The sequence below is a fragment of the Bacillus sp. MZGC1 genome (genome assembly GCF_002998605.1).
GTDB lineage: Bacteria > Bacillota > Bacilli > Bacillales > Bacillaceae > Bacillus.
On record NZ_PVRE01000002.1, the window covers coordinates 457,996 to 473,088 of the forward strand.

At 41.4% G+C, this 15,093-nt stretch carries 12 protein-coding genes and 1 pseudogene; 10 read left to right on the top strand and 3 right to left on the bottom strand.

Features of this window, described 5'->3' with window-relative positions:
• Positions 1-51: 51 nt before the first annotated feature.
• The 4 genes and pseudogenes from C6Y06_RS20620 to C6Y06_RS07535 form a co-directional block, all read left to right on the top strand.
• Positions 52-1,074 (top strand): annotated as a pseudogene (locus C6Y06_RS20620) (cache domain-containing protein); the annotation flags it as partial.
• The gene (locus tag C6Y06_RS20625; RefSeq protein WP_370876305.1) at positions 1,066-2,013 is read left to right on the top strand and encodes a methyl-accepting chemotaxis protein; all 948 of its coding nucleotides are present in this window, start codon (positions 1,066-1,068) and stop codon (positions 2,011-2,013) included. The pseudogene C6Y06_RS20620 and the gene C6Y06_RS20625, both read left to right, overlap by 9 nt.
• Positions 2,014-2,088: 75 nt before the next feature.
• The gene (locus C6Y06_RS07530) at positions 2,089-2,874 is read left to right on the top strand and encodes an SDR family oxidoreductase (RefSeq protein ID WP_034662815.1); all 786 of its coding nucleotides are present in this window, start codon (positions 2,089-2,091) and stop codon (positions 2,872-2,874) included.
• Between the two features lie 13 nt (positions 2,875-2,887).
• The gene (locus C6Y06_RS07535; RefSeq protein ID WP_034662811.1) at positions 2,888-3,760 is read left to right on the top strand and encodes an NAD(P)-dependent oxidoreductase; all 873 of its coding nucleotides are present in this window, start codon (positions 2,888-2,890) and stop codon (positions 3,758-3,760) included.
• Positions 3,761-3,998: 238 nt separating this feature from the next.
• On the opposite strand, the gene C6Y06_RS07540 is transcribed toward C6Y06_RS07535, so the two are convergent.
• Positions 3,999-4,799, bottom strand: a complete 801-nt coding sequence (locus tag C6Y06_RS07540; RefSeq protein ID WP_034662807.1) for a CAP domain-containing protein — start codon at positions 4,797-4,799, stop codon at positions 3,999-4,001.
• A 336-nt stretch (positions 4,800-5,135) separates the two neighbouring features.
• On the opposite strand from C6Y06_RS07540, the gene C6Y06_RS07545 reads away from it, so the two are divergent.
• Positions 5,136-7,262 (top strand): peptidoglycan D,D-transpeptidase FtsI family protein, encoded by a 2,127-nt coding sequence (locus C6Y06_RS07545; RefSeq protein WP_095285084.1) that lies wholly within the window; start codon positions 5,136-5,138, stop codon positions 7,260-7,262.
• A 155-nt stretch (positions 7,263-7,417) separates the two neighbouring features.
• A complete protein-coding gene (locus tag C6Y06_RS07550; protein WP_106036743.1) occupies positions 7,418-9,247 on the top strand; it encodes a PAS domain-containing sensor histidine kinase in 1,830 nt (609 codons plus the stop codon).
• A gap of 25 nt (positions 9,248-9,272) precedes the next feature.
• Here C6Y06_RS07550 and C6Y06_RS07555 read toward each other — a convergent pair whose 3' ends face one another.
• Positions 9,273-10,442 carry an aminotransferase A gene (locus C6Y06_RS07555; protein ID WP_106036744.1) on the bottom strand — a complete coding sequence of 390 codons (1,170 nt, stop codon included), beginning with the start codon at positions 10,440-10,442 and terminating at the stop codon, positions 9,273-9,275.
• Positions 10,443-10,734: 292 nt separating this feature from the next.
• Here C6Y06_RS07555 and C6Y06_RS07560 point away from each other — a divergent pair, with 292 nt between their 5' ends.
• Positions 10,735-11,619 carry a cation diffusion facilitator family transporter gene (locus tag C6Y06_RS07560; protein WP_106036745.1) on the top strand — a complete coding sequence of 295 codons (885 nt, stop codon included), beginning with the start codon at positions 10,735-10,737 and terminating at the stop codon, positions 11,617-11,619.
• A 62-nt stretch (positions 11,620-11,681) separates the two neighbouring features.
• On the opposite strand, the gene C6Y06_RS20065 is transcribed toward C6Y06_RS07560, so the two are convergent.
• Positions 11,682-11,834: a hypothetical protein gene (locus tag C6Y06_RS20065; RefSeq protein WP_162839369.1), complete on the bottom strand. Its 153-nt coding sequence runs from the start codon at positions 11,832-11,834 to the stop codon at positions 11,682-11,684.
• Between the two features lie 301 nt (positions 11,835-12,135).
• Between C6Y06_RS20065 and C6Y06_RS07565 the strand changes: the two genes are divergently transcribed.
• From C6Y06_RS07565 to C6Y06_RS07575, 3 genes are all read left to right on the top strand, one after another.
• The gene (locus tag C6Y06_RS07565) at positions 12,136-12,675 is read left to right on the top strand and encodes an RDD family protein (RefSeq protein WP_060596139.1); all 540 of its coding nucleotides are present in this window, start codon (positions 12,136-12,138) and stop codon (positions 12,673-12,675) included.
• Positions 12,676-12,800: 125 nt separating this feature from the next.
• Positions 12,801-14,111, top strand: coding sequence for an MFS transporter (locus tag C6Y06_RS07570; protein WP_181185446.1), 1,311 nt, complete (start codon positions 12,801-12,803; stop codon positions 14,109-14,111).
• A 73-nt stretch (positions 14,112-14,184) separates the two neighbouring features.
• Positions 14,185-15,093 (top strand): chemotaxis protein, encoded by a 909-nt coding sequence (locus C6Y06_RS07575; protein WP_034662787.1) that lies wholly within the window; start codon positions 14,185-14,187, stop codon positions 15,091-15,093.

The window sequence follows — 15,093 nt, forward strand, 5'->3', positions numbered from 1 at the left end:
TTTTGCCGATATACAAAATAAGATGCGAAAGTAGGATGTAGGGGTGATGAGATGTTTAAGAAACTTCAAGTGAGAATAGCTGTTTTCATCTCAGTTATTTTAATTTTAACCGTCGTGGCCGTTCAAGTGGGTTCCAACATAGTATTAACACCACTCATTGAACGGGATGCAAAAACCACCACAGCGGCAACAGCAGAAAGCATGAGAGATATTATTGCACAAAAGCTTGATAATTACGGGGGTACAATTAACAAACTGGCAACAAGTACACTGACTGAAGATTTTGCACAAAAGCAAACAAAACAAACATTAGCCTTTGAAAACGATGAACTAAAAGTCTTGCAGGAGCAGGATGAACTCATCTCACTTGCCTATATAGGAACAAGTGACGGTAAAATGTTTGCCTTCCCAGAGTCTGATTTTGGTGAAGGATATGATCCAACTAAGCGAGATTGGTTTATCAATTCGGCTGAAAAGCCTGATGAAGTCATCTGGACAGATCCGTATATTGATAAAGCAACGAATGAAATGGTTGTCTCAGCCACCAAGGCAATTGTGCGAAATGGAAAGGTTGTTGGAGTCGCAGGACTTGATTTGAAGCTGTCTTCCATTCAATCGTATATAAAGGAACAAAAGATTCCTTATATGGGAAACGCTTTTTTAGTTGATGGCAAAGGAACGATTTTGGCACATCCAACTGAGCAAGGAAAAAACATATCAAAAGTCGCTTCTGTAAAAAAAGCGATCGACAATTCCGGTCTTGATGATAACAAAGAACTGACGGTCATATCTAAAATCAAAGAGGCCGATTGGACAATAGGTGTCAGCTTTGAGAAAAAGAAACTGCTTTGGATCACAGAACAAATGAATCAGACAAGCATCATGATTTCAGTCATTGCTATTGTTCTTGCGATCATTCTCAGTTTCTTATTAGCAAGAAGCATCACAACGCCAATCAAGCGTCTGATCGAGCATGTGCGTAAGGTGTCTGAAGGTGATTTAACCAGCTCACTTGAAACGAAATCTCAAGATGAGATTGGTTTCCTCACGAAGAGCTTTAATCAAATGACCGAGGGGATCAGAGAGTTAATTGAAAAAGTAAAAGGGGCTTCAGACCAAGTAGTGACATCAACGGATGAAGTCACGCAAATTTCAAATGAAACCTTACTGTCGAGCGAACAGATTGCAACGGCCATTCAAGAGGTGGCAACAGGTGCGTCTAAGCAGGCTTCAGAAGCAGAAACGATTAATGAGAAATCAGAGCATTTATATGAAAAAGTACGTCATATGGGTGAGCTTGCCACGCAAATGCAAGCCAACTCAAAATCATCTGAAGATGCAGGCTATAGAGGGCTCGATGCACTAGGTATGCTCGTTCAAAAATCAACACAAGCGAACGAGGAATCGAAGAAAGTGGAGCAAATGCTGCTTGACCTTGAACATAAAACGAAAAATATTGAAAACGTTGTGACCGCCATCTCTGAAATCTCTGATCAAACGAATTTACTTGCACTGAATGCAAGCATTGAAGCAGCGAGAGCCGGAGAAAGCGGACGAGGATTTGCTGTTGTTGCAGAAGAAGTCAGAAAGCTTGCTGAACAATCTGCGCAATCAACCAAACACATTAGTGAAACCGTCAAACTCATTCAAGATGAATCGAAAAAGGCGGCTGAAGCGATGACGGCAGCAAGTAAGATGAATGAGGAACAAGGTGAAGCCATTAATGCAACAGGCGAGGCACTGAGCAGCATCACAATGGAAATGCAGGCACTTGTCGGCTCAATTGACAGCATTCATACACAGATCAATGAAATGACAGACGAACAGCAGAAAATGAATGATTCCATTCAAAGCATTGCTGCGATCTCAGAAGAATCTGCGGCTTCAGCTGAGGAAGTGCATGCGTCTACAGATGAACAAGTCCAAGCTTTAGAAAGAACGAAAACTTCGACTGAAATGCTGAACGAATCAAGCCAGGCATTACGTCAGGCGGTTGATCGGTTTAAGCTGTAATCAAGCGGAAAGGAACCTTGCGACGTGAGCAAGGTTCTTTTTGTATGATAAAATAAGAGTAGAGGAGGTGTTGACATGGATGTCAATCTATCTGGAAAAAAAGCCTTGGTCGCTGCAAGCAGTCAAGGTATTGGAAAAGCCATTGCCTTTGCTCTAGCAAAAGAGGGAGCAGATGTGATGCTTTCAGGAAGGCATGAGCACACGCTGAAAGAAACAGTCAAAGAATTATCTCCGCTTGTAAAAGGAAAGCTGACTTATCAAGTATGTGATGTGTCTGACGCGCAGCAAATCAAGGCGCTAGTTCAAGCGGCAGCTGGTGATGAGAAGTGTCTAGACATTCTTGTGAACAATACAGGCGGGCCTAAAACAGGGACGCTTGAAACCTTAATAGATGAAGACTGGATGGAATCATTTCAGCTTCATTTACTCAGTTATATTCGATTATTAAAAGAGGCATTGCCTTATTTGAAAAAACACGGCGCACGCGTGTTAAACATTGCGTCTATGTCAGTGAAAGAACCGATCCCAGGCTTGATGCTGTCAAATACTTTTAGACCGGCTATTGCCGGCTGGACAAAAACAGCCGCTCAGGAGCTTGCAAAGGATGGCATTTTAATCAATACGTTAGCCCCAGGGAAAATTGAAACAGACCGCGTCAAACAGCTGGACAAGCACCGCGCACAGGCAGAGCACCAAACAGTTGAAGAAATCAAAGCACAGGCTGAACGTGCGATTCCGCTTGGCCGTTACGGACAGCCAGAGGAATTTGCAGCATATGCAGCTTTTCTTTTATCTGAAGCCAATACATATATGACAGGTCAAACACTCATCATTGATGGTGGACTGACAAAGTCTCTTTAAGGAGGAACAAGTGATGACACAAATCAAAACAGTTGGTTTTATTGGAATCGGTGTAATGGGACGCAGTATGGCAGGACATTTAATGGATGCCGGATATGAAGTTCTCGTTTATACAAGAACAAAAGCGAAAGCAGATGCACTCATTCAAAAAGGCGCATCATGGAAGCCGGAAGTGAAGGAGATTGCAGAACATGCAGATGCTGTCATCACAATGGTAGGATATCCATCAGATGTAGAAGAAATCTATTTAGGTGAAGAAGGGCTTGTGGCACATGCTGCGCCTGGTACCTATCTGATTGATATGACTACATCGAAGCCTCAGCTGGCAAAAGAAATTGAAATGAAAGCAAAAGAAAAAGGGTTGTTTGCATTAGATGCACCAGTTTCTGGCGGAGACGTAGGGGCAAAAAATGGAACGCTTGCGATTATGATTGGCGGAGAAAAATCAGCCTATGAAGCGTGCCTGCCCTTATTTGAGCAAATGGGCGAAAACATTCAATATCAAGGACCTGCAGGAAGCGGTCAGCATACCAAAATGTGTAACCAAATTGCGATCGCAGCAGGTATGGTAGGCGTTGCAGAGGCCATGGCCTATGCCGAAAAATCAGGACTTGATCCAGAGCATGTGCTCAAAAGCATTACAACGGGCGCGGCAGGAAGCTGGTCCTTGTCAAACCTTGCACCAAGAATGCTGAAAGGTGATTTCGAGCCAGGGTTCTACGTGAAGCATTTTATCAAGGATATGGGCATTGCACTTGAGGAAGCAGAACTGATGGGAGAAGAAATGCCAGGACTCGCGCTTGCAAAGTCACTTTATGAAAAACTGAGCGAACAGGGCGAAGAAAACAGCGGCACACAGAGTATATATAAATTATGGGTAAAATAAAAAGACCTGTCCCATTTAGGGACAGGTCAGCGTGTAGACAAACCCTCGCATTCGGTGTCAGTCCTGCGTGCCGGTGCTCACGAATGTCAAATTCGCTCCGCTCCGGTACTCGTCCTTCCTAGGGCTGCAAAGGTTTTCTATCACGCTGAAAAGAAGACAAAAGGCTAAAATGAAGATCATTTTAGCCCTTTGTCAACAATCTGGTCTGTCCCACTTAGGGACAGGTTTTTTAGATATCTTATTTTCCGATGAATTGCTGCGTCCAGTAGTTGCCAGATTTCACATAACCAACACCGATATGTGTATAGTTTTTGTTTAAGATATTTGCTCTGTGGCCTTCACTGTTCATCCATGCAGTCACAACTTCTTGAGGAGATCTTTGACCTTGGGCAATGTTTTCACCTGCTGTTTTGTAAGTGATACCGAATTGCTTCATTTGATCAAATGGAGATCCGTAAGTTGGGCTTGTATGAGAGAAATAGTTTTTATCTTTCATATCTTGAGATTTTGCGCGAGCAGATTTGCTTAGTTTTGAATCAACAGAAAGTGCTTTTAACCCTTGTTTTGCACGCTCTTTATTTGTAAGCTCAACGACTTCTTTTTCAAATGCATTCAAGCTGCTATCTGCTTTTGCTGCCGTTGTGTCTTTTTGGTCAGCTTTTGTGTTGTTATTGTTGTTTGTGTTTTGTTTAGCTGGCGTACTTGGTTTAGAAGCAGTTGGTTTTTTCACTGATTCTTGTTTTTGTTCATTTTTTGCTTTGTTTACTTCTTTCACCACTTTTGTGCCAGTAACAGGTTGACCGCTTTTGATCAGCTTGTTTAAAAGAGCTTCGATCTCTTTTTGATTCGACTTGCTTAGCTTGTTTACATCTGAAGAGATATGTAATTTTGCAGCTAATGTATGAAGATCAATGGTTTGATGCTGTACATGTATCACTTGTTTCAGGTTAAGCTCCTTCGCATCAGCTGAATGTCCTCCAGTGAACGTGATGAGTGCAGCAGCCGTTAGCGCTGAAAAAAAGAATGATTTCTTCTTCATATTGTAACTCCTCCTAAAATCTTTGTTTTGTTTTCTCACAGAAAATCATAACATGGACTTTTTGTTATAAACGTACCAGCATCCTCCATTGACAATGCCTGTTTGTCATTTTTGTTAAAGTCATAAAAAAAGCCGCCTCATATCAAAGGATAGGGAATTCTTCCATTTAAAGAAAACGACATAAACATACCAATATTTTAAAGTGTTAGTATATTTTTTTGCATAATAGGGATTGACAGCTTTTTTTCACTTGTTTCGCTGTAACAACTATTACAAAAGTGTTACAATAATGAGTGGTAATTGTAAAAGATTGAAAGGATGAGAGGAGCTACATAAGTGGGAGAGAAACAGCATCAAGGTAGTGCCGAGCAGAAAAAAATCAAGCGCCGGAACGCCTGGAGGATTAATCTCTTTTTCTTCGCTGTCTTTAGTTTATTTGCTGGACTTGTGATCAAGCTTGGTGTGCTGCAGATCGTCAATGGTGAGGATTATAAAAAGCAAGCAAACCGAACAGAGGTCAAAACAGCATCATACCCGTCCCCAAGAGGAAAAATGTATGACGCGAGAGGAAGAGTCGTCGTTGATAACGAAAGTGTACCTGCCATCGTTTATACATCAGAAAGCGGTGTGAAAGCGAAGGATAAGATTAAGGTAGCAAGAAAACTTGCGACTTATATAAAAATGGATACTGATTTTTTGAGAGAGCGTGACATTCGAGATTTTTGGCTGGCGAGCCATCCGAAAGAAGCGGATAAGCTCATTTCAAAAGCAGAGAAAAAGGATCTTAAAGCAAAGGATGTCTATCCGCTTCAAGTAGAGCGTGTGCCTAAGAAAGAAGTCAAGGCGATCGAAAAGGATGCAGAGGAAAAAGCAGTTGCAGCGATCTATCGTAGATTTACAGGCGGATATGCCTTTGAGCCTCAAATCGTGAAAGCAATGGACCCAAATGAAGAGAAAAAAGGGGACGAAAAAGTTGCTTTACTCGATGAAACAAAAGAGTCAAAGCAGACATCATCCGTGAGTTTGACATATGAAGAGATTTCACTTGTGTCAGAGCATCTGGATGAACTGCATGGTGTAAATGTCATCAATGATTGGACAAGAAAATATCCGTATGAAAAGACCCTTTATAATGTACTTGGCGGTGTGACCACACCAGAGCAAGGCATTATAAAAGAGCGTGAAGATTACTATATGGCAAGAGGCTACTCGCGAAATGACCGGGTAGGGAAGAGCTATTTAGAGTATCAATACGAAGATTTTCTGAATCCAGAGAAAGCGACTGTTCAATATACACAGGTTGGCGGGAAGCTGCTCGATGAAATCAAGCGGACAGAGGGACGAAGAGGACTTGATCTTGCACTGACATTTGATATGGAGCTGCAAAAGGAAGTCGACAAGATCGTCGAATCAGAGCTTAGATCCGCTAGTGCGAGAAACTATATGATGGACCGCGCATTTGTCGTGATGATGGACCCTAACACTGGGGATGTTCTCGCAATGTCTGGCAAGAAAATGGATGGCAGAGACGTCACAGATTATGCCATCGGAACATTTACGACCCAGTACGAAATGGGCTCTGTTGTCAAAGGAGCCACAGTACTTGGCGGTTATCAGGACGGGATGTCACACAACCAATCCTATATGGATACACCGCTTTATTTTGCAGGAAGTAATGGAAAGCCGAAACAGTCTTACAAAGTTCTTGGATGGGTCAATGACCTTCAGGCTCTCCAAAAAAGTTCCAACGTCTACATGTTCCAAGTAGCGATGAGAATGGCGGGCATCACCTATCAAAAGGATGGTCCGTTACCGGCAAGACCTGAGCACCTGCAAAAAATGAGAAACTATTATGCGCAATTCGGTCTTGGCGTAAAAACAGGGATCGACCTGCCGCAGGAATCAAGCGGGATGCAGACACATCCTAAGACGGTCGGCGGACTTTTGCTCGATGAAGCAATTGGCCAGTATGACACGTATACACCGCTTCAAGTTGCCCAGTACATGTCGACGATCGCCAATGGAGGAAATCGCGTTCAGCCAAGAGTGGTGAAAAGCGTTCACCTTCCAACGAAGAAGGATGAAGTAGGCCCAGTCGTGAAAAAATATGAGCCGAAGGTGCTGAACACGATTAACAACTCGAAAGCAGATATTGACCGCGTCAAAATGGGGCTGAAAATGGTCACATCGACCGGCGGTACTGCCGCTGGCCGCTTTGGTCAGCATGATGTCGCTGGAAAAACAGGGACGGCCCAAACCTTTTACTATGGTGCCAACCGCAGCTGGTGGGGAAATCCCACATACAATTTAACCTTTGGGGGATATTATCCGTCGTCCAATCCGAAGGTGGCTTTTAGTGTCGTGACACCTTATGTCTCAGATAAAGATTCCGTCATTAAAACCATCCCAAGTAAAATTATTGATAAGTACGTTGAATTACAAAAGAAATATGAAAAGCAGTAAACAGCAGAGAGCACAGCAAGAGAATGTGCTCTTTTTTGTTGAAAATATGGACGTTTCCCTCGATGACGGAAGGAAAATACGGGTTTTCTAGCGAATCTTTTTTATACATCAATCTAAGGACAACCCTAAAAAATGAAAAGGAGGGTCGGACGACGATGGAACAAAAAATGAAAGATTCGAATCAGCTTTATTCGAATATCGATTTACATGCCGTTCTTTCTTCTAATGGCCGCTTTCTCTACATTTCTTCTAACTGTAAGCAGCTTTTGCTCTATGAACAAAAGGATTTACTAGGGTGTTTTTTGAAAGACTATGTTCATACCGAAGATCAATTTCTCGTCGAGAGTTATTTCTACAATCAGCACATGCTAGAGATTTGCCACTTTAGGCTGCTTAGAAGTGATCTAACAGCTGTATGGATTGAAGCAAGTATTGATTTTGTTGCTTGTGATGAGTTAGACAGCGAATTAAGTAGAGAAATGATCCTAAAAATGAGGGTGCTGGACGCTGAACCGCAAAAAGCAGCGTTTCAAACAACAACAGAAGTGTCAGAACAGTCGTTAGGCAGTCTGCCGGCTTTCCAACATGTCAGTGAAGCTGAACAATTGATTGCCATGCTGCCAAATCCGTTGTGTATTACGATATTAGGGGAAATTGTTTATGCGAATGATGCGATGCTTCAATTAATGGGGGTATGTACAAGAGATGACATGATCGGCAAATCTGCATTTGACTTTATTGCTGAGGAGTACCATGACATTGTGAGAAGCCGAATTACGAGGCTGCAGCAAGGTCTTCCAGTCGGAATGATTGAACAGATTTGGAAGCGGAAAGATGGAAGCAGCATTCATATCGAAGTGAAGTCATCACCTACGATCTATCAAAATCAGCAGGCAGAGCTTTTGCTGTTAGTAGACATCTCATCCCGTAAGAAATTCCAAACCGTTCTTCAAAAAAGCCGGGAGCGGTATCAGCTGCTCATCCAAAACTCCATTGATACGATTGCGGTCATTCATGATCATAAATGGGTGTTTATGAATGAATCAGGCATTAAATTATTTGAAGCCGAGCATTACGATAAATTAATAGGAAAGGATATTTTCCACCAGATCCATTCCTGTGACCAGCAAAAAGTGAAAAAGAGCTTGTCGCGTATTATTGAAAGAGCATCAGATTCCGAGATTGTCACGATGAGCTGTCATACATTTAAACACAAGCTGATTTATACTGAAATGGTGTGTATCCCAACCACATTCTTTGGGGAAACAGCCGTTCAAATTATTTTAAGAGATATATCGGAACGTAAGCAGACAGAAGAGCTCATGCTCCGATCTGAAAAATTATCGATCGCAGGTCAATTGGCAGCTGGCATTGCACATGAAATCAGGAACCCATTGACCGCTATCAAAGGCTTTTTGCAGCTCATTAAACCGAAAACAAAAGATCGCGATCAATATTTCGAGATTGTTTTCTCTGAGCTGAGCCGGATAGAGATTATATTAAGCGAGTTGCTCATGCTGGCAAAACCGCAGCAAACGGCATCGATGCAGACACTTGATTTGAAAAAAATCATCAGCGAAGTCACGGCTCTATTAGAAACACAAGCGAACTTAAATGGTATTTTAATGAACACAAGTGAGATAGAAGAGGATCTCCTGATGAACGGGGATCAAAATCAGCTCAAGCAGGTGTTTATCAATTTAATCAAAAATGCCGTCGAATCCATGCCGGACGGAGGTAAGGTTGACATTACGGCCAAAGCAGAAAGAGATGGGATTCTCGTTACCATTCGTGATGAAGGGGTCGGCATTCCTGAATCGGTCATGAAGCGAATAGGAGAGCCCTTTTTAACGACAAAGGAAAAAGGCACTGGACTTGGCCTCATGGTGACATTTAATATTTTAGAAAATCACAACGGGACGATCCGTGTGGATAGTCATCCCGAAAAGGGCACCGTATTTCACATCATGTTTCCTGCAAAATAAAAACAACGGCAAGAGAGCCGTTGTTTCAGTCTGTGAAATGAATGGAACGTTTTTCAAGGACGAATTGTTCTAGGCGGTCAAGTCCTTCTTTCAGTGTTTCAAGTGAATAAGCATAGGACAGACGCACATACCCTTCGCCGAGTGGAGAGAAAGCAGACCCTGGTACAACCGCAAGTCTTGTACTTTCTAACAGCTCCATACAAAAATCAAAGGAACTCATCCCAAACGATTCAATGGATGGAAAAATATAAAAAGCGCCAGAAGGCTTAATGACCGGAAGCCCCATTGAAATGAGCCGATCATATACATAATCGAGTCTTTTCTTATATTGCTCTCTCATGATGAGTGCATCATCCACACCATTTGTCACAGCTTCAAGTGCCGCCTTTTGTGAGACAGCCGAGGCACAAGACACGTTATATTGATGTACTTTTAATACATGTTTAGCAATTGGAGCTGAAGCAAATAAAAAGCCAATTCTCCAACCGGTCATGCTATGAGATTTAGACAGTCCGTTAATCACAATGGTCTGTTCCTTTAAGAAAGAGGCAATTGAATGATGCGGCCGGTCAAATGTCAGCTCGCTATAGATTTCGTCTGATAAAATAAAGATGTCTTTTCCTTCAAGGAGCTGGGCAATCTCTTTCAATTCTTCTTCCGAAAGCGTGACACCAGTTGGATTCGAAGGATAAGGAAGTACAACACACTTTGTCTTTTCCGTTAATGCATCCTCAATCAGTTTGGCATTTAATTTAAAGCCAGCATTCGTTGTGTCGATATGTACGGGCTTCCCGCCGCACATTCGAATGATCGGTTCATAGCCAGGGTAGACAGGTCCAGGTAAAATGACCTCGTCACCCTCTGACAAAATGGTTCGAAACGCAGCATCAATCGCTTGACTTGCACCTGTCGTCACAATGATTTCTGACTCTGTATCATAATCAAGATTGACTTTCTTCTTGATGTAGTGCTGGATCGCTTGTCTTAGCTCTAGGAAACCAGCATTATGAGTGTACGAGGTGAAATTCTCGTCAATGGCTGCTTTGGCAGCTGTTTTGACATGATGCGGCGTATAAAAATCGGGCTGGCCTATCGTCAAAGAAACGACATCCTCATATGACGATACGAGATTTGAAAATGTTCGAATGCCTGAAATTTCAATATCCTTTACTCTTGGATTCAGCAAATGCTCCATTTCTCATCACCTTAAAAATTTATGTTTTTATCCTATTTTACCATTCACTGCATAAATGTCACCCGCGAAAGGCACTGGATATCATTATCTGTAGTCTATTCTCCTATTCATCACAGCATGAGTGATATATTGAAGAAAGAGCAACATTTATTATAGCGTAACCTCACTAGAAAATACAGGCTGCGGTGAACAGGATTAGAAAACGTCACAACTGTGTAAACTGAAAGAACGTGAGAATCAGGTCATGGGAATTGCTTTCATAGACATACGATCTCCTAAAGGAGGACGATAGATGGAACAATCAGCGAAGACATCGAAAATCGCGTTTCTATCCGTGATGAGTAACACATTTGTTGTCATCTTAAAAATCATTGTGGGGCTGCTCACTGGATCTGTTGCGGTTTTATCAGAAGCCATTCATTCTTTTCTCGATTTAATGGCATCTTTTATTGCATTTATTTCTGTTCGTATTTCAAGAAAGCCAGCAGATTCTAAACATCCTTATGGACATGGAAAAGTCGAAAATATTTCAGGAACGATTGAGACCTTGCTGATTTTCGTTGCTGGCATTTGGATCATATACGAATGTGTTCACAAATTAATGCACCCAGAGCCAGTCAAGCTGCCTGTGCTTGGCATTGTGGTGATGCTGACAGGCGCGCTCATCAATTTTATCGTATCGAAGGTTGTGAACAAAGAGGCGGAGCGAGTGCATTCTGTTGCCATGAAATCGAATGCATTGCACCTGTTAACAGATGTGTATACGTCACTAGGGGTCGCATTCAGTTTATTGCTTGTAGCATTAACCGATTGGTATTTCTTAGATCCGATCATTGGAATGATACTCGCTCTCTTTATTATGCGTGAAGCATTTAAACTCATGAAAGAAGCCTTCCCGCCGCTTGTAGACGCCCGGCTAACACCCGAGGAAGAACAATCGATAGAAGCAATCATTCAAGGATTCAGTCAAGAGTTCATCGAATATCATGACTTTCGAACAAGACGATCCGGAGCAGAGGAATATATTGATTTCCATTTAATTGTAGATGGCAAGACAACCATTGAAGATGTTCATCAATTATGTGATCGAATTGAAGAGAAGATTCAGCAAGAATTTCCGCATGCACAAATCTTTATTCATGTAGAGCCTGAAAGTGAAAGAACATCACAAACGTAAAAAAGGCGATCAACCAACTTAGGTTGTATCGCCTTTTTTTACGCTTCATCTATGAAATGAAATCAATATCCATAAGCAGTATCGTAATCTTCATACCAAGAGATATAAGCTGCGTCATCATTTGACAAATCATGCTTCATGTCCAAAAAATCAGCTTCGCAAATATCTTCAATTACAGTCATTTCGTTGTTCTTTAATAGTACGACAGTTCCCATCATGAACACCTTTCTTTAAAAAATCCTTGACTATTGTACCATGTGAAGAACGGTTGTCAACAGCAGAATGGAAACAAGACGAAAAAATCACAAAATGTTAAAAAATCAGGAGGTAAAAGAACTAGAAGTGCCATGATTTTCACAAATTTTCAGTATTTATTCACATAAAACATTAAGAACAAACTGATCTAAAATATATGTAAAAGTGTACAGCTCCATTGATCTTACTATATTCATAAGATATAATAACGAATGATTATAAGAAATTTATAGAAAACATACATAATAAAGGAGAAATAGGATGGAAACAAACATAACAGAACCACACATTCAAGAAAAGAAGCATCCTGAGCTAGCAGGCGTGGGCTACCGCTTTCTTGCCCACCTTTTGGACGGCGTCATTATCAGTGTTCCTTATGCCTTCATTATGTTTATTTTGTTCACACTCTTTTTTGTCTCAAGCCCAGAGGCAGCATTTATGCTAGAGGATGACAGCTATTACTATTCCACAACCGTCATGACGGATGAAGAATGGGCTGTCATTATGGGACTTATCTTTTTCTACGTAGCATCGATCTTAATCGGTATCGTGTTGACATGGCTTTATTACGCTATTATGGAAGCATCAAAACTGCAAGGAACTCTTGGTAAGATGGCTCTTGGGATCAAAGTGACAAAAGTAACAGGCGAAAAAGTAACATTCGGACGAGCAACTGGCCGCTTTTTTGCAAAAGTCTTTTTGTCTCCAATCTTATGTATTGGGTACATCATTGCCTTTTTCACAGAGAAAAAACAAGCGCTTCACGATTTAATTGCAAGTACGATTGTTGTGAAGAAATAAAGAAAAAAAGCACCTCTGCTCAATAGTAAGGGGTGCTTTTTGTATAGATTGCTTGTATGGAAGAGTGAAGCATAACATAAAATAGAATGATAGTGAAAAATCAGGCAGGGAAGGGAGACAAACGATTGAGAACAGGAAAAAAGACCATGCAGAAAAAAGGGGCAGGCTTCGGGTTGTTTTTGACAGCACCCGTTTTGGCCTGGGCATTGTATGACTTTGCAAATACGATATTTTCATCCAATATGATCACCATTTTCTTCCCGTTCTACTTGCAGGAAACGATTGGAGAAAGTGCGAGAATGGATCAGATCGCCAGTACGTTTATTTCTTATGCAAACGCACTAGCCAGCATTTTTCTCGTCATTTTTACACCATTATACGGGGTTCTGATCGATCGTACAGGAAAAAAGAAGCGCTACATCACAGTGTTTACTTTAATATGTATAACTTGTACGTTTTTGATGGGGATCTTTGCTGGAATTGATTTCTCAAGCGAATGGTTTGGGCTGCCTGTCTCCTTATTAGTAGTGGTCACCTTGTTTGTGATCGCAAAATTTTTCTATCACTCGAGCCTAGTGTTTTATGACACCATTCTGCCCGATCTTGGGACAAAGGATGAAATACCGCTTATTTCTGGGTTTGGCATTGCCGTTGGTTATTTAGGGACGCTTGTCGGTCTCTCAGTTTATTTACTTGTCGGCAATGACCAATTTCATGAAGCATTTATTCCGACAGCGCTTTTATTCTTTCTCTTTTTCCTGCCCTTTCTCTTTTTTGTAAAAGACCCTCATCCGCTGCCGCAGCAAGAGAAAAAGGCGTCATTTTTCAGCGGGTATAAAGAAATTATTCGCACGTTTAAAGAGATGAAGCAATTCAAGCCGGCTTTTATCTTTATGATTGCTTTCTTTTTTATGAATGATGCCTTACAGACAGCGATTGCGATGATGGCTGTTTATGCCAAAATCATCATTGGCTTTACCGCTGGGCAATTTATTCTGCTTTATCTGGTGTCGACCATTTCAAGTATCATTGGCTCCTTTCTATTTGGATATATCACAAAGGCGATTGGGGCAAAGCGCTCGATTACAGTCGTGTATGTGATTTTGATCGTGGCCCTGATTTTGGCTGTGACAGCCACAACGGAATGGGTTTTCTGGGTGGCCGGCAGTTTATTCGGAATTTCACTCGGCGCAAGCTGGGGGGCATCACGAATATTGATAATTGAGCTGACACCTAAGGAAAAGAGAGGACAGTTCTTTGGTCTCTTTGCATTCTCAGGGAAGGTGTCTTCCATTATTGGACCCATCATTTATGGCTCAGTCACTCTGCTGTTTGCAGAGCACGGAAATCTCGCAAGCCGCCTTGCACTAGGGTCTTTACTCATTCTTGCAGCGATAGGACTTGTGATTCATCAATTCGTACGAGAGAAAGCGTAAAGAAACGTCAACTTTTTACCTATGCTGCCGATATAAAAAGTACAATCTTATATTGAAGAATAGAGGGATTTCCGTGGCTTTAAACAAACAAGAAATTTTACTTGACTCTGGTACCAATGAATTGGAAATTGTGAAGTTTGAAATTGGTTCAAATCAATTCGGCATTAACGTCATGAAAGTAAGAGAAATCATTCAGCCGGTTGAGGTGACGGTTGTACCGCACTCTCATCAAGATGTAGAAGGGATGATTAGTTTACGAGGCGAGATTTTACCAGTCATCAATCTATTTTCCTTTTTTAATGTCGAGTCAGATCAGTCAGAACAAGAGAAATATATTGTGACTGAATTCAACCAACGGAAATTTGTGTTCCATACAGGAACGGTATCACAAATTCACCGCGTCAGCTGGGAAGAAATTGAAAAGCCAACTGCACTCAATCAAGGGATGGACCGTCATTTAACGGGCATCATTAAGCTTGATGAAAAAATGATTTTCCTTCCAGATTACGAGAAAATCATTTATGATATTGAATCCGCTTCTGGAGTAGAAACGTATCATATGTTTGACGGTGAGAAAGACGAGAGAAGAACAGGGAAGAAGCTTTATGTCGTTGAAGACTCTCCGCTTCTCATGCGTTTATTAACAAATGAATTAACCGAAGCAGGCTATAAAAACATTGTGACCTTTGAAGATGGCAAACAGGCATATGACCACGTCATGGACCTTGTCAGTAAAGGAATCAGTGTGACAGAAGAAATTGATATGATTATTACGGATATTGAAATGCCAAAAATGGATGGTCACCGATTAACGAAACTGTTGAAGGAAAATCCTTTAACGAGTTCCATTCCGATTCTCATCTTCTCTTCGTTAATCACTGAAGATTTGCGGCATAAAGGGGAAACAATCGGTGCAGATGATCAAATTAGTAAACCAGAAATTCATCAGCTGATTGAAAAAGTCGATCACTTTATTATCTAA